This is a genomic window from Brevibacillus sp. (assembly GCF_003521185.1).
Lineage (GTDB): Bacteria > Bacillota > Bacilli > Brevibacillales > Brevibacillaceae > Brevibacillus > Brevibacillus parabrevis.
Genome location: NZ_DOTK01000066.1, coordinates 93063 through 110552, shown reverse-complemented (window position 1 = coordinate 110552; position 17490 = coordinate 93063). Strand labels below are relative to the sequence as shown.

General features: G+C 52.4%; 18 protein-coding genes. 15 read left to right on the top strand and 3 right to left on the bottom strand.

Going from position 1 to position 17490, the window contains the following annotated elements; genetic code table 11:
* Positions 1-121 precede the first annotated feature (121 nt).
* From DEP07_RS20395 to DEP07_RS20385, 3 genes are all read left to right on the top strand, one after another.
* Entirely contained in the window at positions 122-448 is a 327-nt protein-coding gene (locus DEP07_RS20395; protein WP_063230574.1) for a DUF1904 family protein, read from the top strand.
* A 188-nt stretch (positions 449-636) separates the two neighbouring features.
* Positions 637-1206 carry an RNA polymerase sigma factor gene (locus DEP07_RS20390; protein WP_287102938.1) on the top strand — a complete coding sequence of 190 codons (570 nt, stop codon included), beginning with the start codon at positions 637-639 and terminating at the stop codon, positions 1204-1206.
* A complete protein-coding gene (locus DEP07_RS20385; RefSeq protein WP_287102937.1) occupies positions 1187-2173 on the top strand; it encodes a DUF4367 domain-containing protein in 987 nt (328 codons plus the stop codon). Before DEP07_RS20390 ends, DEP07_RS20385 begins: the two co-directional genes overlap by 20 nt.
* A gap of 26 nt (positions 2174-2199) precedes the next feature.
* Here the strand turns inward: DEP07_RS20385 and DEP07_RS20380 are convergent, their stop codons facing one another.
* Positions 2200-3129 carry a DMT family transporter gene (locus DEP07_RS20380; protein WP_122966272.1) on the bottom strand — a complete coding sequence of 310 codons (930 nt, stop codon included), beginning with the start codon at positions 3127-3129 and terminating at the stop codon, positions 2200-2202.
* A 113-nt stretch (positions 3130-3242) separates the two neighbouring features.
* On the opposite strand from DEP07_RS20380, the gene DEP07_RS20375 reads away from it, so the two are divergent.
* Positions 3243-4676: an aminotransferase-like domain-containing protein gene (locus tag DEP07_RS20375; protein WP_281869591.1), complete on the top strand. Its 1434-nt coding sequence runs from the start codon at positions 3243-3245 to the stop codon at positions 4674-4676.
* 69 nt (positions 4677-4745) lie between these two features.
* On the opposite strand, the gene rluF is transcribed toward DEP07_RS20375, so the two are convergent.
* Positions 4746-5435: a 23S rRNA pseudouridine(2604) synthase RluF gene (rluF, locus tag DEP07_RS20370; protein WP_122966270.1), complete on the bottom strand. Its 690-nt coding sequence runs from the start codon at positions 5433-5435 to the stop codon at positions 4746-4748.
* Positions 5425-6096: an MOSC domain-containing protein gene (locus DEP07_RS20365; RefSeq protein WP_122966269.1), complete on the bottom strand. Its 672-nt coding sequence runs from the start codon at positions 6094-6096 to the stop codon at positions 5425-5427. The genes rluF and DEP07_RS20365 overlap by 11 nt, the downstream gene beginning before the upstream one ends.
* 144 nt (positions 6097-6240) lie before the next feature.
* Between DEP07_RS20365 and DEP07_RS20360 the strand changes: the two genes are divergently transcribed.
* The 11 genes from DEP07_RS20360 to DEP07_RS20310 all read left to right on the top strand — a co-directional run bounded on the left by DEP07_RS20360 (position 6241) and on the right by DEP07_RS20310 (position 17449).
* On the top strand, positions 6241-7689 hold the full coding sequence (locus DEP07_RS20360) for a nicotinate phosphoribosyltransferase (protein ID WP_122966268.1): 1449 nt from the start codon (positions 6241-6243) through the stop codon (positions 7687-7689).
* Between the two features lie 180 nt (positions 7690-7869).
* On the top strand, positions 7870-9129 hold the full coding sequence (locus DEP07_RS20355) for a Glu/Leu/Phe/Val family dehydrogenase (RefSeq protein ID WP_173597130.1): 1260 nt from the start codon (positions 7870-7872) through the stop codon (positions 9127-9129).
* 302 nt (positions 9130-9431) lie between these two features.
* Complete coding sequence (gene metA / locus DEP07_RS20350) at positions 9432-10346, top strand: homoserine O-acetyltransferase MetA (protein ID WP_063230562.1); 915 nt, start codon at positions 9432-9434, stop codon at positions 10344-10346.
* A 134-nt stretch (positions 10347-10480) separates the two neighbouring features.
* Positions 10481-11665 (top strand): ROK family transcriptional regulator, encoded by a 1185-nt coding sequence (locus tag DEP07_RS20345; RefSeq protein WP_287102936.1) that lies wholly within the window; start codon positions 10481-10483, stop codon positions 11663-11665.
* 94 nt (positions 11666-11759) lie between these two features.
* Positions 11760-12896 carry an Ig-like domain-containing protein gene (locus DEP07_RS20340; RefSeq protein WP_233454079.1) on the top strand — a complete coding sequence of 379 codons (1137 nt, stop codon included), beginning with the start codon at positions 11760-11762 and terminating at the stop codon, positions 12894-12896.
* 115 nt (positions 12897-13011) lie between these two features.
* The gene (locus tag DEP07_RS20335) at positions 13012-13896 is read left to right on the top strand and encodes a LysR family transcriptional regulator (protein WP_122966265.1); all 885 of its coding nucleotides are present in this window, start codon (positions 13012-13014) and stop codon (positions 13894-13896) included.
* Between the two features lie 98 nt (positions 13897-13994).
* Positions 13995-14384, top strand: coding sequence for a CidA/LrgA family protein (locus DEP07_RS20330; RefSeq protein ID WP_122966264.1), 390 nt, complete (start codon positions 13995-13997; stop codon positions 14382-14384).
* A complete protein-coding gene (locus tag DEP07_RS20325; RefSeq protein WP_173597129.1) occupies positions 14362-15060 on the top strand; it encodes an LrgB family protein in 699 nt (232 codons plus the stop codon). The genes DEP07_RS20330 and DEP07_RS20325 overlap by 23 nt, the downstream gene beginning before the upstream one ends.
* 101 nt (positions 15061-15161) lie before the next feature.
* The gene (locus DEP07_RS20320) at positions 15162-15602 is read left to right on the top strand and encodes a GNAT family acetyltransferase (RefSeq protein WP_122966262.1); all 441 of its coding nucleotides are present in this window, start codon (positions 15162-15164) and stop codon (positions 15600-15602) included.
* Between the two features lie 43 nt (positions 15603-15645).
* Positions 15646-16557 carry a DMT family transporter gene (locus tag DEP07_RS20315; RefSeq protein ID WP_173597127.1) on the top strand — a complete coding sequence of 304 codons (912 nt, stop codon included), beginning with the start codon at positions 15646-15648 and terminating at the stop codon, positions 16555-16557.
* A gap of 61 nt (positions 16558-16618) precedes the next feature.
* Positions 16619-17449, top strand: coding sequence for a protein-glutamine gamma-glutamyltransferase (locus tag DEP07_RS20310; RefSeq protein WP_122966260.1), 831 nt, complete (start codon positions 16619-16621; stop codon positions 17447-17449).
* Positions 17450-17490 lie beyond the last annotated feature (41 nt).

The window sequence follows — 17490 nt, the reverse complement described above, 5'->3', positions numbered from 1 at the left end:
TTTCATTTCGTTTTTGAAAAGGTTTGTTGCCGCTTTGTAAAAACTCGGGACAGACTACTCATTTTCCTTGCCGAACGGTATGATAGAAGAAATCGCTTTTTGACCAACAGGAGGTTCAAGCATGCCACATCTTATCGTTCGCGGCATACAAGCCGAGCAAATGGCGACGATCAGCGAGCCGCTGACAGAGGAGCTTGCCGCTTTATGCCAATGCGGTACCGACAATTTTACAATCGAATGCTTGCAGACGACAGGCGTTTTTGGCGGGAAAGTAGTAGAGTCTTTTCCGTTTATCGAGATTGGCTGGTTTGAGCGCGGACAAGAAACGCGCGACCAGTTTGCCCGGATTGTGACCCGGCATGTTCTCTCGCTCGGCATTCCGGAAGTCGAGATGGCTTTTGTCCCTTATCAAAAAGAAAGCTACTATGCCAACGGCGAGCATTTTTAGGAAGCTGACAGCCGCTGTCGATTTCCCGGGAAAGAAATGACAGATTCGACAAGAGCAAACACAGTTGCAAAAGGGCGCTTCATCCGAGAGTACGAGACGGATGAAGCGCCCTTTTTTTCTACTCTCAAAAAATTCATGTCACAAACAAGAGATCCCGATTGTTATTCATAGGGAAGGGAGGCAGGAGTGTGGAGAAAGCGCAAATCGAATATTTGCTCCAGGAGATCAAAACGGGTGCGATGGAGCAATTCGAAGTTATTATCGATCATTATCAACAGCCGATCTTTGCCTACTGCTATCACATGCTGGGCCATCGGCAGGATGCGGAAGATGCTGTACAAGAAATTTTGTTTCGCGCCTATGAGCGGCTGGAGCAATACACTTACTCGCTGTCTTTTTCAGCATGGATTTATAAAATCTCATTTAACCATTGCGCCAATGTGCTCAAGCGCAGAAAGCTGGCTCGCGTGCTGCCCTTTTTGTACAGCGGCGAGCAGCAGGGGCGAAATTTTGTCGAGGAAAAAATCGACCACGACTATTTGGGAGAGCCGTTGGAGCGTATTTGGTCGAAGCTGACGGCGGAAGAGCGGACACTTCTGTATTTGCGGGTGCTGGAGGAAAAAGATTACGAGGAAATAGCTGTCTTGCTGGACAAAAAGCCGGCAGCTTTGCGCAAGCAATTCGAACGTCTGCTGAAAAAATGCAAGCGCTATTTTCCGGCGATGGGAGGGGCAAATGATGGGCGACAATCCGTATAAACAACTGCACGAGCTTTTAGCCGCCAAGCCAGTCCCGAAAGTCGATGTGAAACAGAAAGTGATGGCTGCCATCGCAGCGAAAAAAATCGAGGAGGACAAAAAGGTGAAGAAAAAAATCGGGGTGTTGCTGACGATTGGCTTGTTGGCGGGAGCCTCGTCTGTATGGGCGGGCATGGAAGTCATCCAGTTGAAGAACGAAAAAGGCGAAGTCGTGATGGAAATGGATACGGGGAAAGGAACAGAGATTACATCGAAGACAGAAGGACTTCCTGTGGAGATGCAAAATGAATTGGCACAAGCAGAAGCGGATGCCGAGCGCAGGAGCAACATCATCAACGAGATTCTTGACCAGCTCAAGCCGGGAACATCAGCCGCGATTTACTGGCTGCCGAAACAGGAGAAAAAGGACAAAAGCGTAGAAGAGATTTCCTTGCGCGATCCGAACGTAGATGTCTTTTACAAGGCGATCACCTACACATCGCTTGCGGAGCTGGAACAAAAACTCGCGGATAAACGGTTCGCACTCCCGACCGAGCTGAACGGCGCTTTCCGCTTCGAATCAGGGGAAATCGAGTACAAGCCGAGCGACAAGTACGATGTGGCGGCGATGAAGGCAGAAGCGATCAAGAACAAGAAAGAATACGTCGTCAAGGAAATTCCGACCTCTGACAAGTTTGACTATGTGCATGTCGCCTACAGAGGCGCAAAGGGCGGGATCACCGTCGAAGTCCGCCAGGCAGAGCTTGGAGCAAAGACTGGCTCCAATGCGACTGGGGTAGAAAAAGTGATGCTTGGCAAAAACGAAGCTGCTCTGATGACGTACAAAGAGGACAACCAGCCCGATTTTCACTGGATCGTATGGATAAAAAACGGGAGCGATCTGGAGTACAGCGTTCGCGCCAAGGCCACGACGGTTTCCAAGGAAGAGCTGATCAAGCTTGCCAAACAATTGAACGAGCATAAGTAAAAAAAAGCCCAACAAAGGCCGTGAAGCTACTTTGTTGGGCTTTCTGCGTGTTCCAGCGGCGCTTTTTTGCTGACAAGCTGCTTTAGCGCGTTCAAATTAATCATGACGATTCCGGCGATGATCGCCAAGCCTCCAGCCAGGGAAGACAGGTGAAGCGGCTCCTGGTAAAGAACGGCACCAAGCGTCAGTGCAATCAGCGGCGATATATACAGCCAAGTGGATGGGAAGAGCGGATTGGTTTTTGCCACGAGCCAGTAAAAGATCGAATGTCCCATCATCGAGCCGACGAAGATCAGGTAAAGCAGCGAGAACACAGCCTGGGACGAAAACAGAAACTCTGTGTGCACTTGCTCGGTAAAAGCAGAGATCACAAGCAGCAGAACACCTCCGTACATCATCTGGGCGGCATTTAACGTAATGGGCGAGACGTCCTTGAACTGTTGGGAGACGCGCCGGGAGTAGACCGCACCTGCGGAATAAAACAGCTGTCCAACCAGGACGGCGACGCAGCCCGCGATCCAGAGCACGCTGAAAGAAAAAGTCAGACCGGGCAACAGCAGCAGCGTGACCCCTGCCAAGCCTGCCAGACAGCCAGCCCAGGAGATGGCGGACAGCTTTTGACGCGAAAGCCGGGTTTGCAAAAGCATGACCAGCAATGGGGCGGTAGCGGATAAGACTGCCGCGATGCCAGAGCTTATATGCTGTTCTGCCCAGTATAAGGTGGCAAACGTGCCGAAGGTCAGGCACAATCCCGTGAGCAGCATTTCTTTTCGCAACAAAAGGGAGACGCGGGCCTGCTTTTTCCAGACCATGAAGGCAAACAAGATCAGTCCCGCGAGAAAAAAGCGGATGCCTGCCGAGAAAAAGGGTGGCGCTCCGGCATCTACCCCTACTTTGATGGCTAAAAATGTCGTCCCGAAGATCAAGCACATCACGATATAATTGACGAGTACCATATGGTGATTCCTCCTTTTCCCCATCATAAAGGGAGAGGAATAGAACAGATGAAATCGAATAGAACAGTTGAAGAAAAGTGACGTTACAATTGCAGGGGAGGGGGCTGGTCGGGATGAAAAGAGAAGGTTTGTCAAGCGTGCACGCCGACAAGCTGTTTGAACAAGTGTACGATTACGTGCTGGACGGAATCAGACGCAAAGACTGGAAGGAACACGAAAAGCTCCCTTCTGTGCGGGCACTGGCTCTGAAGCTGGATGTGCACCGCCTGACGGTTTTCAAGGCGTATCAGCTGCTCAAGCAAAAAGGCTATGTCTACGTCAAAGATAAATCCGGCTATTTCGTTCAGCCGGGCGGCATGCTGGCGACGGCCTCGCTGCATGACCCGATTGTGTCTGCTTATGTGCAGAAGAGCCACCTTTCGGAAATTCACCAGGTCCAGGCGACCTATCAGTTTTCCAAAGCGCTGATTGACCCGAATCTCCTGCCCAATCTGTACTTCTCGGAATACGTGAAAAAAGTGTTCGACCTGTATCCGAAAGTGCTCGGCACGTATTCCACTACCCAAGGAGACGAGGAACTGCGGGAGGCTTTGTGCCGCTATTACACGGAACGGTTTCGCTTTTACTTGACCCCGCAAGAGCTGATGGTCACGTCCGGGTCGCAGGAAGCGATTGATTTGATTGCGCGTGTGCTGGTCAAGCCAAGAGACGTAGTTTTGCTGGAGCGGCCCACGTACAGTCCGGCCATCGACGTCTTTTTGCGCCAGGGAGCGAACATTCTGGCGGTGGAGATCACTCAGCACGGCTACGATCTGGAGCAGGTCGAACAACTGATGCGGACGCACAAGCCGCGTCTGTTCTATCTCAATCCGACTTTCCACAATCCTACGGGGTTTACGGTTCCACTTGCACAGCGCAAGCGGCTGGTAGAGCTGGCGGAGATGTATCAGTGTCTCTTGATCGAGGATGACCCGTGCCGCGATCTTTACTTTGGGAAAGAGCCGCCTTTGCCGATGTTTGCCTACGACACGGCCGGGTATGTCATCTATTTGCGCAGCTTTAGCAAATATGTCGCTCCTGGACTCGGCATCGGGACGATCGCCTGCCGTCCTTCGCTGATGGCGTATCTGCTCAGCGCCAAAGCGTTGTCGGACAGCGGGACGCCGCTCTTGAACCAAAAAATATTTTTGCACTATTTCTTCTCGGAGCGGATGCAGCAGCATTTGCTGAAGCTGCGCACGGCATTGGCTGTGCGCAAAGACATTATGGAGGAGGAGTTGGCCGCAACAGACTGGGAATGGAGCAGTCCGACAGGCGGCTTCAACTTGTGGATCAGGCTGCCGGATTCCACGCCGATGGAAAAGCTGCTCGGCCAATGCATCGAGCAATCGATTACGTTTGTGCCCGGCATCATTTGCGATCCGCAAAGGGAGCTTGCCTCGTGGATTCGCCTCAGCTTTTCCTATCTGAATGAACAGCAGCTGCGCGAGGGGATCAGGCGGTTTGTCAGCGAGGTTCGTTCTCTGACGGCGCAGGCTGAGGAATAGAGCGTGAAAAAAACAGACCCCTGCAACGGAGTCTGTTTTTGGTTTTTTTCGCCGTTCGGCAAACAGCAATCAGGAAAGATTTTTGTTCAGTTCCTTCAGCTCTTCGCTGGTCAAGTTGCGCCATTGCCCGATCTTCAAATTGCCCAGTCTGATGTTCATGATGCGGACGCGTTGCAGCTGCCGCACCTGATAGCCGAATGCCTGGCACATGCGCCTGATTTGTCGATTCAAGCCTTGGGTGAGAACGATATTGAAGACGCGCTCGTTTACTTTGGTGACTTTGCAAGGCTTGGTTACCGTGCCGAGTATGCGCACGCCGTTTGCCATTCCTTGCAAAAATGTGGCGGTCACAGGCTTGTCGACAGTGACGATGTATTCTTTTTCGTGGTTGTTTTCCGCACGCAAAATTTTGTTGACGATGTCGCCGTCATTGGTAAGCAGGATGAGTCCCTGCGAGTCTTTGTCCAGTCTGCCAATGGGAAAAATGCGCTCCGGGTGGTTGACGAAATCGACGATGTTTCCTTTGACGTGCAGCTCTGTAGTGCACGTGATGCCGACAGGCTTGTTCAGGGCGATGTAGACGTGCTTTTTCTTCGCGCCGAGCGGGTTGCCATCGATGCGCACATCATCGCCAGGCGAGACGGTGCTCCCCAGCTCGGCAACGAGGCCGTTGATTGTCACTCGTTTGGCATCGATCAGCTTGTCGGCCTCCCGCCGCGAACAGATGCCCGTTTCACTGATGAACTTGTTAATTCGCATGGACAGTTCCTTTCGCTAATTGCTGTTGTTTTTCTATGAGCTTCTTTTTCCACGGCAAAGACAGCTCCTCGATTTCTAGCATGGTAGAAATCGTTTCTTCCGAGAGCGACTGGTTGTGGAAGTACAAATGATGAATGGAGGCGACAGTCACTTGCTTGGGATGGGGAGTCAACAGAGTAATGGCTGAGTCCGGTTTGATCGTGCCTTCCTGCAAAACGCGGAAGAAGTAGCCCGTGTAGCCCGTCTCCACGACTGCCTTGAGCAAAAGATTGTTGTTGTTGCGCTTGTTGATGGTGGCACAAGGGTATCTGCCCTGCGACACTTGCAGGATGGTGTCTCCGATTTGATAAATATCTCCGATGCACACCTGTTCTTCTGTCATGTTGGACATAGTCAAATTCTCGCCGAAGGCCGATTGCGTCAAGCGTTGGCCGAATTTCTTTTCCCAATGGGCATAATGTTCAAAAGGATACGCGCACACGACGCGATCAGGCCCGCCGTGATAGGCGTGATTTGCTACGTCGTCTTCGTCGATTTTTGCAAAGCGGACAACCAGCTCGCTGGCTTCGTCTTTCCCGATTCCGGAGAGAAAGTCCTTGCCGTTGTAGCTCAAATTTTTCGGTAGCCCTTTACACAATGAAACGATTTTTTGGTCTGACATGCTCTTTTCCACTCCCGGTCGCACGTTTGGTTCTTTTCATTATTCCATACTATATCATATTTTTTCTAGGCTCCAAGGCAGATGGGCACCATGGGAAGGTTCTGGTATGATGATGGAAAGGAATTGACAGGAGGCTTACGCGATATGCAATCATTTGGTGTGGCATTGCACACAGATAAATATCAGATCAACATGATGTACGCGCACTGGGTAAACGGAACGCACAATCAGAAGGTGGTCTTTGAAGCTTTTTTCCGCAAGCTGCCTTTTGGAAATGGCTACGCTGTTTCCGCTGGTCTGGAGCGAATCGTACACTATATAAAAAACTTGCGCTTTGAAGAAAGCGACCTGGACTATTTGCGTGAACAGGAAGAAAACTACAACCCGGCCTTTTTGGAGGAATTGCGCAATTTGCGTTTCCAAGGCTCGCTGTACTCCGTCAAAGAAGGGACGATGGTTTTCCCGAACGAGCCGCTGATCCGCGTGGAAGGACGCGTCATGGAGGCGCAATTGGTTGAAACCGCCCTGTTGAACTACATGAACTACCAGACACTGATCGCGACGAAAGCTTCCCGGATCAAAAACGTGGCGGGCGACGACGTGCTGATGGAATTTGGTACGAGACGGGCACAGGAAGCAGACGCTGCCCTGTGGGGAACGAGAGCGGCGTATTTGGCCGGATTTGACGCTACCTCCAATATGCTTGCGGGAAAAATGTTCGGCATCCCGACAAAAGGAACACACGCTCACTCCTGGGTGCAAAGCTTCGAGGATGAAGAAGAAGCATTCCAGCGCTTTGCCGACGCTCTGCCGAACCAGGTGACGCTGTTGGTGGATACATACGATACGCTGAAAAGCGGCGTCCCGCACGCGATATCGGTCGGGAAAAAGCTGGCGCAGGAAGGCAAAAAGCTGACAGCCGTGCGTCTGGACAGCGGAGACCTCGCTTACCTGTCCACCAAGACGCGGGAAATGCTGGACAAAGCCGGGCTGACCGATGTGAAAATCGTCGCCTCCAACGATCTGGATGAACATACGATCATGAACCTGAAAGTGCAAGGGGCCAAAGTCGACAGTTGGGGCGTAGGTACACAGCTGATCACGGCGGCAGATCAGCCGACGCTCGGCGGTGTGTACAAGCTGGTGGCGCGCGAGGACGCCAATGGCGTGTTCCAGCCGACGATCAAGATTTCCGGCAATCCGGAGAAAGTGACGACCCCTGGCATCAAGGATATGTACAGACTGATCGATCCCGACACGGGCAAGGCGATTGCCGATTACGTGTGCTTCCCGGAGGAAACGACGATTGCGCAAGGCGCACCTGTCCAGTTGCTGAATCCAAGCCATCCGTATTTGAACAAGCAATTGACCCGTTACCGGGCAGAAGCTTTGCTCATCCCGGTGTTTGTCGCCGGGGAGCTGGTGTATCAACTGCCGACGCTTGCAGAAATCCGCGAGTACCATCGCGAACAGCTCAAGCTGTTCTGGCCGGAATATTTGCGGATGCTCAACCCGGAGCATTACCGTTTGCATATTAGCGAAGACATGTGGGAAACAAAAACGAGGTTGATGAAAGCGTATTTGAAAAAATAGGAGCAGCCGCCCGGTGCAGCAAAACATGCATCGGGCTTTTTTTATTTTTGACGAAAATAACACAATAATGTGAAAACACAAAAAATAAATTGTCTGAATTTGGTCCTTTCGTATATAATGACTCCATTCATCCTTTAGCTCTGTGCCAGGGTGATGCACGATAGGTGGGGAGGATCAAGCATGCAAAAGACAGTAGAAAAAGAGAGTCTGAATCCATACGAGATTGTTCAGAAGCAAATCGATGCAGCCGCGGCGTTGCTTCGTTTGCCGCGCGAAGCCGTCGAAATCTTGAAAAGACCCAAGCGAGTGCTTGCCGTCCATTTTCCCGTCAAAATGGACGATGGCAGCGTCCGCGTTTTTGAAGGGTACCGTTCCCAGCACAACGATGCGGTGGGGCCAACCAAAGGGGGCATCCGTTTTCATCCTGACGTCACGATGGATGAAGTAAAAGCGCTCTCCATGTGGATGTCGTTCAAATGTGGAGTGGTCGGTCTGCCCTATGGAGGCGGAAAAGGCGGCGTTATCTGCGATCCGCACGAACTGAGCCGAGGCGAGCTGGAGAGAGTGAGCCGCGGTTTCATGGAAGCAATCGCAGACATCGTCGGACCGGATACAGATATCCCTGCGCCGGATGTGTATACGACACCGCAAATCATGGGCTGGATGATGGATACATACAGCCGATTGAAGGGCGCTTATTCGCCAGGCGTCATTACGGGCAAGCCGCTTGCAGTGGGCGGGTCAAAAGGCAGAAACGAAGCGACGGCCCGCGGTTGCGTCTTCACGATTTTGGAGGCGTTGAAAGACTCTGGCCGCAAGCCGCAGGAGACGACCGTAGCCATTCAAGGGTACGGAAACGCAGGCAGGATCGCGGCAAGGCTGTTGACTGAGCTTGGCTTCCGAATCGTCGCCGTGAGCGATTCGCGCGGCGGCATCTACCGCGAAAAAGGACTGGACATCCCGAAAGTCGGACAATGCAAAGATGCGTCCACGATTTTGGATTATCCGGGCGCTACCGTGATCAGCAATGAACAGCTGTTGGAGCTGGAAGTGGACATTTTGATTCCTGCCGCCCTGGAAAATGTGATTACAGCGGCAAATGCGAGTCAGATTCGGGCCAAGTGGATTGCAGAAGCGGCCAACGGCCCAACGACCCCTGATGCCGATGCGATTTTGCGCGAAAAAGGAGTCGTGGTCATTCCCGATATTTTGGCGAATGCAGGCGGTGTGACGGTTTCCTACTTCGAGTGGGTGCAAAACTTGATGAATTACTACTGGTCCGAGCAGGAAGTGAACGACAAGCTGCAAACGGCCATGGTCAACGCTTATCGCGCGGTGGCGGAGCTGGCGGACCAGTACAAAGTCGACCTGCGCACAGGAGCGTACATGATCTCGCTTTTGCGCATTACGGAAGCGATGGAGGCACGCGGCTGGATTTGACAAGTGGGCATACGGAACCGAAGCAGCCTCTCGCATGTTTTTTGGCGGGAGGTTTTTTCGTTCCATCCCGTTGCAGAAAAAGACCTGCTATTTTTCCTGGAATAAAGGTATAATGATTTGACGAAAAAGTTGCACAATATTAAAACATATATAAGCTCGTTACATGTGCCGCTTTCCTGTGTTTCCCACGCGCGATTTTTCCATGTCGCTTCTGGTTCAAGCAGGAAGCCAAGTATTTTTGGCGAATTAGTCGGATTATTGTTTTTCTACCTGTTTTGCAAAGAATGGAAAGGGGGATCTTTATGCCAATCAAACTGCCCGACGAGCTTCCAGCGGTGGAAGTGCTGGCCCGCGAAAATATTTTTGTGATGAAGGAGAGCCGTGCGTTTACACAAGACATTCGGCCGCTGCGAATCGTCATCCTGAACCTGATGCCCGTGAAGGAAACAACGGAAACACAGTTGCTTCGCCTCCTGGGGAATACTCCCCTACAGGTGGAAATCGTTCTGCTGCACATGTCCAGCCATACATCCAAAAACACATCGGAAGAGCATCTGTCGATGTTTTATAAAACGTTTGAGGAGATCAAGGACCAATACTTTGACGGCATGGTGATTACAGGCGCGCCTGTCGAGCAGCTCGACTTTACGGAAGTGACGTATTGGGAGGAAATGAAGACCATCCTCGACTGGAAGCTGACGAACGTGACTTCGACCTTGCATATTTGTTGGGGAGCGCAGGCTGGACTTTATCACCACTTTGGCGTACCGAAGCATCCTTTGCCGGAAAAAATGTTCGGGATTTTCCCTCATACATTGAACAAGAAAAATGTGAAGCTGTTCCGCGGCTTTGACAATTACTTTTACATTCCTCATTCGCGTCATACGGAAAACCGCCGGGAGGACATCGAGAAGGTGGCCGAGCTGGAGATTTTGTCCGAGTCCAGGGAAGCGGGAGTGTATGCTGTCGCGACGAAGGACGGCAAACAAATTTTCGTGACGGGTCATTCCGAGTACGATCCTACCACGTTGCAGGACGAGTACCAGCGGGATGTGAACAAGGGGCTGGACATCACTGTTCCGCGCAATTACTATCCCGGAGATGATCCGAGTCAGGAGCCGATCGTCACCTGGCGTGCCCATGCCAATCTGATGTTCTCCAACTGGCTGAACTATTACGTCTATCAGGAGACGCCGTACGACCTGAACAACAAGTGACACACGCACAACCATCCGAGAAATCGGGTGGTTTTTTATCAGTTGACGTAGTAGTGACTGACAGGTAGTGTGAGGGTAATAATCAAGGAAAAGCCAGCGGCATCTCATATACAAGCAAGGTGGGAGTTTCTGTGATGAAAAAAATCGTGAAACAGGACCAGGATGTTATCAAGCAGCACAACAAGCTGATGATTCTCGATATTATCAAAAAGCAGCGGCCGATCTCCCGGGCCGAGATCACGAAAATTACGAGAATGAGCGCGACCTCGATCGGCCGTTTTGTCAGCGAGCTGTGCGAGGAGGGCGTAATTCGGGAGACGGAGCTGACATCGTCCGGCGTCGGCAGGAAGGCGATCATGCTCGACATTGAGCCAGGCGCGATCTATACGATTGGGGTCGACATCGAGAAAAAGCGGATCAGCTTCGGCATGATGGACTTCAGCGAGACGATCATCGCCCATCACCGCGTAGAACACAAGGCGTTGGCAGGGACGCCCGAAGAGACGGCAGCCCTGATTTGCCAGGAAATTCGCGGGATGATTGAGCAGCGGGGCGTACCAGCGGAAAAAGTAATCGGAGTAGGCATCGGCGTGCCTGGCGTGATCAACTACGAGCGGGGAGTCGTCGAGCTTTCCTCTACGTTGGGCTGGAAGGACGTAGCTTTTGCTGGCTTGATCGAAAAAGAGCTGGGCATCAAGACGGTAATTGACAATGACTTGAAGGTCAAAATCCTCGCCGAATATTTGTACGGATCGGCAAAAGGCTCGAACAAGACAGCCCTGATCGGCATCGGGACAGGCATCGGCTCTTCTTTGATCATCAACGGCGAAGTGTTTCGCGGCGGCTCGAACAGTGCGGGCGAACTGGGACATACAACGCTCGATCCGAACGGCAACTTGTGCGAGTGCGGCAAGCGAGGCTGCCTGCAAACGTATATCGATGAAAACGCGCTGATTCTCGAAGCGCGGCGGGTCAAGGAAGTGGCAGACGTCCGTGAGGTATTTGCCGCTGCGAGAGACGGGGAGCGCTGGGCGAAGGAGATCGTTTCCCGCACAGCGCTGTACATCGGGATCACGATCAACAATATCGTCTGCATGTACAATCCCGATACGGTCATTCTCAGCGGCGACCTGGTGGAAAATTACCGCGAGATTGTCGAGCTGGTCGAGGAGCATAGCGACCAAGTCATCTGGGAGCCATTTCGCGGGAAATTCCGGGTGATTCCATCCGAACTGAGAGGAACGGCGATCGTCATGGGAGCAGGTGCTCTGGCGATGCAGCACTTTGCGCCACTCGCAGGAACGTGGGGCGAAGACTAGAGCAACATTGGCCAAAAAACATTTATCAACCCTCTCTAATATGCCGATATAGTAAATAGTGGAAAATAGATATAGAGAAGAAGGAGAGAAAACCGTGGCGAAGAAAAGCACGTACATGCGCGGCTGGCAAAAGGTTTTGCTGACGTTTGCCCTGACAGTCGGAACGATTCTTTCCGGCATCAGTCCTGTAACTGAGATGGCAAAAGCAGAGACAACAGCCAATCAGACCAAGAAACTGTCGAAGCTGACGATCAAGGACAAGACGGTCCGGTTGAAAAAAGACGGTATACAGCAGTTGAGCGTGATCGCGCAGTATGCGGACAAGACGACGGAAGATGTGACGCACAAAGCGGAGTGGTCCACGTCCAATAGCAGCATCGTGGCGGTAGAAGCGGGACTTTTGCGAGCGACAGGCAGCGGAACGGCAAAAGTAAAAGCCAGCTACGGCGGCAAATTCGTAACTGTGACGACAGAAGTAGAAGTGATCACGAAGCTCGTTGCCGACCAGAAAAAGCTTGTGTTAAAATCGGGAGCTGCCAAGCAAATCGCGGCAACCGCTACGTATTCGGACAAGTCGACAGCGAATATAACGACAGGGGCAGAATGGACGAGCGCCGATCCACAGATCGCGACAGTGGCCAACGGACTGGTGACGGCTATCTCCTCCGGCAAAACGAAAATCAAAGTAGTATACGGCGGCAAAAACGTGGTCATTCCGGTAGAGGTAGACATCGTTTCCACGCTGGAAGCCGATCAGAAAAAGCTGTATACACGCCCTGGCTTCTCGCAGGCGGTCAAACTCACGGCTGTAATGAGCAACAAAGAAAAGACAGACGTCACAAGCAAAGCGAAGTGGGCGTCTGACAACGTGAAGGTAGCAACGGTCGAAAACGGCGTGGTCACTGTTACCGGATCAGGCAAAGCCAAAATTACCGCTACTTACGGCGGGAAGACTATCGCGATTCCGGTCGAGGCTGCGGTTATCTCCCGACTGGAGCTAAGCGCAAAGCAGCTTCAACTGAAAGTCAACGAATCCAAGGATGTGCAAGTGGCTGCCATCTACTCGGACAAGACGAAGGCCAATGTGACGGCTGAAGCGGAATGGATGAGCGCAGACAAGCGCGTGGTAACTGTGGCAGGAGGCAAGCTTACAGCTCTTGCAGCAGGCCGCACGACGATTGTCGCTACATACGGCGGCAAGATGCTGACGGTTCAGGTCACTGTAAAATAAAGCAGGCAAAGCAGCCAGGGCGCCAAGCGCGTCCTGGTTTTTTTCATGGATTCGCCACCTGTGGTAAGCTGTACATAAACAAGGATCGAACGAACGGATCGCGTGGAGGCAGCGGATGGATATTCGACAACTGCAATACTTTGTGGAAGTAGCCAAACAAAGAAATTTTACAAAAGCAGCCAATGCCCTTCACGTCTCTCAGCCATCTATCAGCAAGATGATGAAGGCGCTGGAGGAGGAGCTTGGCGTCGTTTTGCTGGATCGCTCGGAGCGGAAAATGGAGCTGACCGAGGCGGGAGAGCTGGTGTACGGCTATGCGACAAAAGTGCTTCAACTGATGGAAGGCATGTCCTCGTCCATAGCCGAGATTCGCAATGTCGAGCGTGGGCGGGTAAAAATGGGCATGATGCCGACGGTAGGCTCCTTTTTGCTGCCAAATGTCATCGCCCTGTTCAAAAAACAATATCCGGGCATCGATATCGAAATGAAGGAGTACAGTGCGAAGCTGCTGGAAGTTCAGGTGGAGCAGGGAAGTGTCGATCTCGGACTGACCGTTTTGCCGACAGATGCGGAGAAATTTGCCGCTGTCCCATTAGTGTCCGAAGACGTCGTCGCGATTGCTCATCAAAAGCATTGGCTGGCGGGGATGGATGAGGTGAATTTGGCGCAGTTGAAAGACGAGGACTTTATTTTGTTCACCGAGGAGTACGCCATTCATGATGTGGTTCGCCAGGCGTGCATGAAGAGCGGCTTTGAACCGAAAGTGGCGTATATGAGTTCCCTGTGGGATTTTGTCGGGGAAATGGTAGCGACACAGCTGGGGATTTCCTTGCTGCCCCGTTCGATTGTGAGACGCCTGAACAATAGCCAGCTGCATACAGTGAACATCGCTTCGCCCGTGATTGATTGGCAATACGCCTTGATCTATCGGAAAGACAGCTATTTGTCCCATGCGACACGGGCTTTTATCGACTTCGTGAAGCAGCATTTATCACCATAACCAAATGGAATAGAAATCATGATATATATGTATTGTACGAATGGAATCGGGACGCTTTAGAATGAAGGTACCAACATGAAGGAACCGGAGTGGTCTCGATGAAAAAATGGTTCTTGCTCTTTGGGCAAGTTTTGCTGTTGTTTGGATTTACCTGGGTGGGAAAAGGAATCGCTTCGTTTTTGCCTATTCCTGTGCCCGGCAGCTTGATCGGGCTTTTGCTTTTGTTCATTTGTCTGCATAATGGCTGGGTGCGTCTGAAGTGGGTCGAGGCGGGAGCCACCCTTTTGTTTTCGCAAATGATCTTGTTTTTCGTTCCTTCGCTCGTCGGCATGATGCAGTATCCTTGGCTGCTCGGAGGAAAAGGATTGCTCGTGTTGATCGTCGTCGTCAGCGGATGCGCGCTGGTGATGGTTTCGACAGGCGTTGTTGCTGAGCGGTTGTTCAAACGTGGTGAGGTGAAGCAGCTTGATCCTGTTGAAAACGTGTAGCGTCCTGCTGACCATCCTGTTCTTTTACGCAGCGAAGCGGCTGAACAAAAAGCGGCCGAGCTTGCTGTTTTCACCAGCCGTGCTCGCTCCGGCGGCGATGATTGTGTTTCTGCTCGTGGCAGGCGTGCCTTACGTCGAGTACAGCCAGGCGACTTCCTGGATTAGCGAGATGATGGGCGTGGTGACAGTCGCTTTCGCAGTGCCGCTCTACCGGAACTGGGCGATTTTGATGGCTCACAGAAGAATGATCTTGCTGAGCTTGGCGACTGGCTCGCTGATCGCGATTCTCGCGGGCGTGTCTACCGCCATGCTGGTCGGATTGGGCCAATCGGCAGCGATCAGCGTCATTCCCCGCTCGATTACGTTGCCGATTGCGCTCAGTGTATCGGAAGCGATTGGCGGCATGCCGGCGATGACAGCCGTGTTCGGGATGCTGACGAGCTTTGCCGGAGTGTTTCTGGCACCGTGGGTCATTAAAAGAATGAAGCTGCGCCATCCCGTCTCGATTGGCTTGATGTACGGCATGGGAGCGCACATGCTGGGGATGGTCAAAGCGTTCGAACGCGGCGACACGGAAGGCAGCAGCGCTACTTTGGCCGTCATAGCCGGGGCGATGATTACCGTCGTGTGGGCATTTACATTGATGCCTTTGATCATGTCGTGGTTCGCGGTATAACGGCATGGAGAGTGAGGAGCTTCTTGGCAAGCTCCTTTTTCACGCGTATAATTGTATAAATATTAATATAAATTTATAAAAATACAAAAAGGTGACGCGCTATGAAACTACAGTCATTTTCCTTGGAGCAGTATGAAGAGGTCGTCGAGCTTTGGCAGCGGGCAGGGCTGGCGCTGTCCCGCTCGGATTCGCTGGAGGGATTGCGGCACAAGCTGGAGCGCGACCCGGAGCTGTTTCTGGTAGCCATCAACGAGGCAGGACAGCTCGCGGGGGCGGTAATGGGCAGCTACGACGGGCGGCGCGGCTGGGTCAATCACCTGGCAGTCGATCCGGCTTATCAGGGCCAGGCACTGGGCAGCCGCCTTATGCAAGAGCTGGAACGGCGGCTGGCGAACGTAGGCTGTGAGAAAATCAACCTGTTGATCGAGCCGGAAAACAGCGGTGTGCAAGCTTTTTACAGACAGCTGGGCTTTACCGCTGACGAGCTGATTTTCATGGAAAAATGGATCGATGCCCCCAAATCTGACGAGAAAGGTGTATGATAGAGGGCGGGTTTAGACAGCTAGGCAGGAGGCAGCATGAATCATGAGACCTTTATACGTCGGATTGTTACTTTGTACCAGCTTCCTTTGGGGAGGCAATTTTGTCGTCGGTAAATTTTTGGTGGGACATGCGTCATCCTTGACCTTGACCAACTTGCGCTGGCTGATCGCCGTAGCCTGTTTGCTGCCAGTGGTCTGGATTCGCGAAAAGCGGATTCTGCCCTCGCGTCAGTCGCTTATCCCCTTGATTTTGATGGGCGTTACGGGTGTAGCTCTGTTCAACTTGTTCATGTTCTGGGCACTGGAGCGGACGGATGCGACCAACGTCGGGCTTTTGTCCACGCTCAATCCGGTTTCGATCGCCATTTTTTCCTTTTTGCTGGTGAAAGAAAAAATTCGTCCGTTGCAAATCGTCGCCATGCTGATTTCTTTCGCGGGGGTGCTCGTCGTCCTGTGCAAAGGCGACTTTGCCCATTTGTCGCAACTGCATTTCAACACAGGCGATTTGTGGATGCTCGCTGCCGTTGCGATGTGGGGGATTTACTCCGTCTGCGGACGCTGGGCGATGAAAACCGTTTCGCCGATGATGTCTACCCTGTATTCGGGGCTATTTGGCGTTATGCTGATGCTGCCCTTTAACGCAACGACATTCACTGTCGAGCGTACGGACTGGACATTTTGGCTGTCGCTGTTTTACGTCGGGGTACTGGCGACAGTCGTCAGCATGGTCATGTGGAATGTCGGGGTGCAAAAAGTCGGGGCGACCTCGGCAGGCATGTTCCTCAACTTTAATCCGGTGTTCACCGCGATCCTCGCTTTTCTGTTGCTGGGCGAGACGATGAGCTTGCTCCAGCTTCTGGGCAGCGTCATTGTCATCGTCGGGTGCTACCTGTTTTCCAAGCTCAAGCATGTCCCGGCCAAAGCGGCAGGAGTGCTGGAGCAGGCAAGAGGCTGACACATGGACATGGGCGACTGCATACACATACGAAGGACAGTGTGTGTAGAGGAGGTTGCCCATGTTAATCATCAGCGGCAGACAGGCCAACCCTGCCGTTTTGGCAGACGAATGGGGATTGAACCGGGTACAGAGAGAAGTCGTGCAGCGGATGGCTGCGAGCGGGGAGGAATTTGTCTACCCGTCGCCGGAATTGCTTCAGTTCGAGCTGAAGATGAGAGATCATTTGGTGCGGTCAGCCATCGCGCTGTACGAGAGCGGAATTGCCTTTTCCACGTTTGAAAATTCACGGGCGAATCCCGTCTACTGGGATCGAACCGAGCTTGGCGGATTCCGGCTGCGGACGGGCGTCCCGCCATCGCAAGGGATTATCAACATTTTTCAGGAAGGGCGAAAATACGCGACAGAGTGCGCGACGGCGATGGTCATCATTTTGTATCACGCCGTGCTCCAGTCGATCCGGCGGGAAGACTTCGAGCGAATGTTTGCAGACATCCTGCTCTATGACTGGCGCTATGACCAGGATTTGGACTTGCGAACGACGAGGACGACCACCTTTTTGCCCGGCGATATTTTGTATTTTGCCAATCCCGATCACAATCCGGATAAGCCGCAGTGGCAGGGAGAAAATGCCGTTGATCTCGGCCGAGGGATGTACTATGGACACGGTGCGGGAATCCGCGACGCGGAATCGATGATCGAGTTTTTGAATGAACAGCGCAGGTATGGCGCTACCAGGTCGGCTTATTTGGTGCCGCAAGCGACGCGCCCGGGCTTTGCCTATTTGTTCCCGTATGACAACAAGCGCCCGCAGGTTCGCTTCGAACAGCAAGCCATGGAGATGAGCAGTCGGATCACAGCTCGCATCGGTTCGCTCTTTTGGGAATGGTGAACGAAAAAGCCTCCGGCCGCTAACATGGCGAGAGGCTTTTT

What these genes read in the sequence shown, in the direction of transcription:
- DEP07_RS20395 (WP_063230574.1), top strand. Translation starts at nt 122, where the DNA reads ATGCCACATCTTATCGTTCGCGGCATACAAGCCGAGCAAATGGCGACG.
- DEP07_RS20385 (WP_287102937.1), top strand. Translation starts at nt 1,187, where the DNA reads ATGGGCGACAATCCGTATAAACAACTGCACGAGCTTTTAGCCGCCAAG.
- DEP07_RS20380 (WP_122966272.1), bottom strand. Translation starts at nt 3,129, where the DNA reads ATGGTACTCGTCAATTATATCGTGATGTGCTTGATCTTCGGGACGACA.
- DEP07_RS20375 (WP_281869591.1), top strand. Translation starts at nt 3,243, where the DNA reads ATGAAAAGAGAAGGTTTGTCAAGCGTGCACGCCGACAAGCTGTTTGAA.
- rluF (WP_122966270.1), bottom strand. Translation starts at nt 5,435, where the DNA reads ATGCGAATTAACAAGTTCATCAGTGAAACGGGCATCTGTTCGCGGCGG.
- DEP07_RS20365 (WP_122966269.1), bottom strand. Translation starts at nt 6,096, where the DNA reads ATGTCAGACCAAAAAATCGTTTCATTGTGTAAAGGGCTACCGAAAAAT.
- DEP07_RS20360 (WP_122966268.1), top strand. Translation starts at nt 6,241, where the DNA reads ATGCAATCATTTGGTGTGGCATTGCACACAGATAAATATCAGATCAAC.
- DEP07_RS20355 (WP_173597130.1), top strand. Translation starts at nt 7,870, where the DNA reads ATGCAAAAGACAGTAGAAAAAGAGAGTCTGAATCCATACGAGATTGTT.
- metA (WP_063230562.1), top strand. Translation starts at nt 9,432, where the DNA reads ATGCCAATCAAACTGCCCGACGAGCTTCCAGCGGTGGAAGTGCTGGCC.
- DEP07_RS20345 (WP_287102936.1), top strand. Translation starts at nt 10,481, where the DNA reads ATGAAAAAAATCGTGAAACAGGACCAGGATGTTATCAAGCAGCACAAC.
- DEP07_RS20335 (WP_122966265.1), top strand. Translation starts at nt 13,012, where the DNA reads ATGGATATTCGACAACTGCAATACTTTGTGGAAGTAGCCAAACAAAGA.
- DEP07_RS20330 (WP_122966264.1), top strand. Translation starts at nt 13,995, where the DNA reads ATGAAAAAATGGTTCTTGCTCTTTGGGCAAGTTTTGCTGTTGTTTGGA.
- DEP07_RS20320 (WP_122966262.1), top strand. Translation starts at nt 15,162, where the DNA reads ATGAAACTACAGTCATTTTCCTTGGAGCAGTATGAAGAGGTCGTCGAG.
- DEP07_RS20315 (WP_173597127.1), top strand. Translation starts at nt 15,646, where the DNA reads ATGAGACCTTTATACGTCGGATTGTTACTTTGTACCAGCTTCCTTTGG.
- DEP07_RS20310 (WP_122966260.1), top strand. Translation starts at nt 16,619, where the DNA reads ATGTTAATCATCAGCGGCAGACAGGCCAACCCTGCCGTTTTGGCAGAC.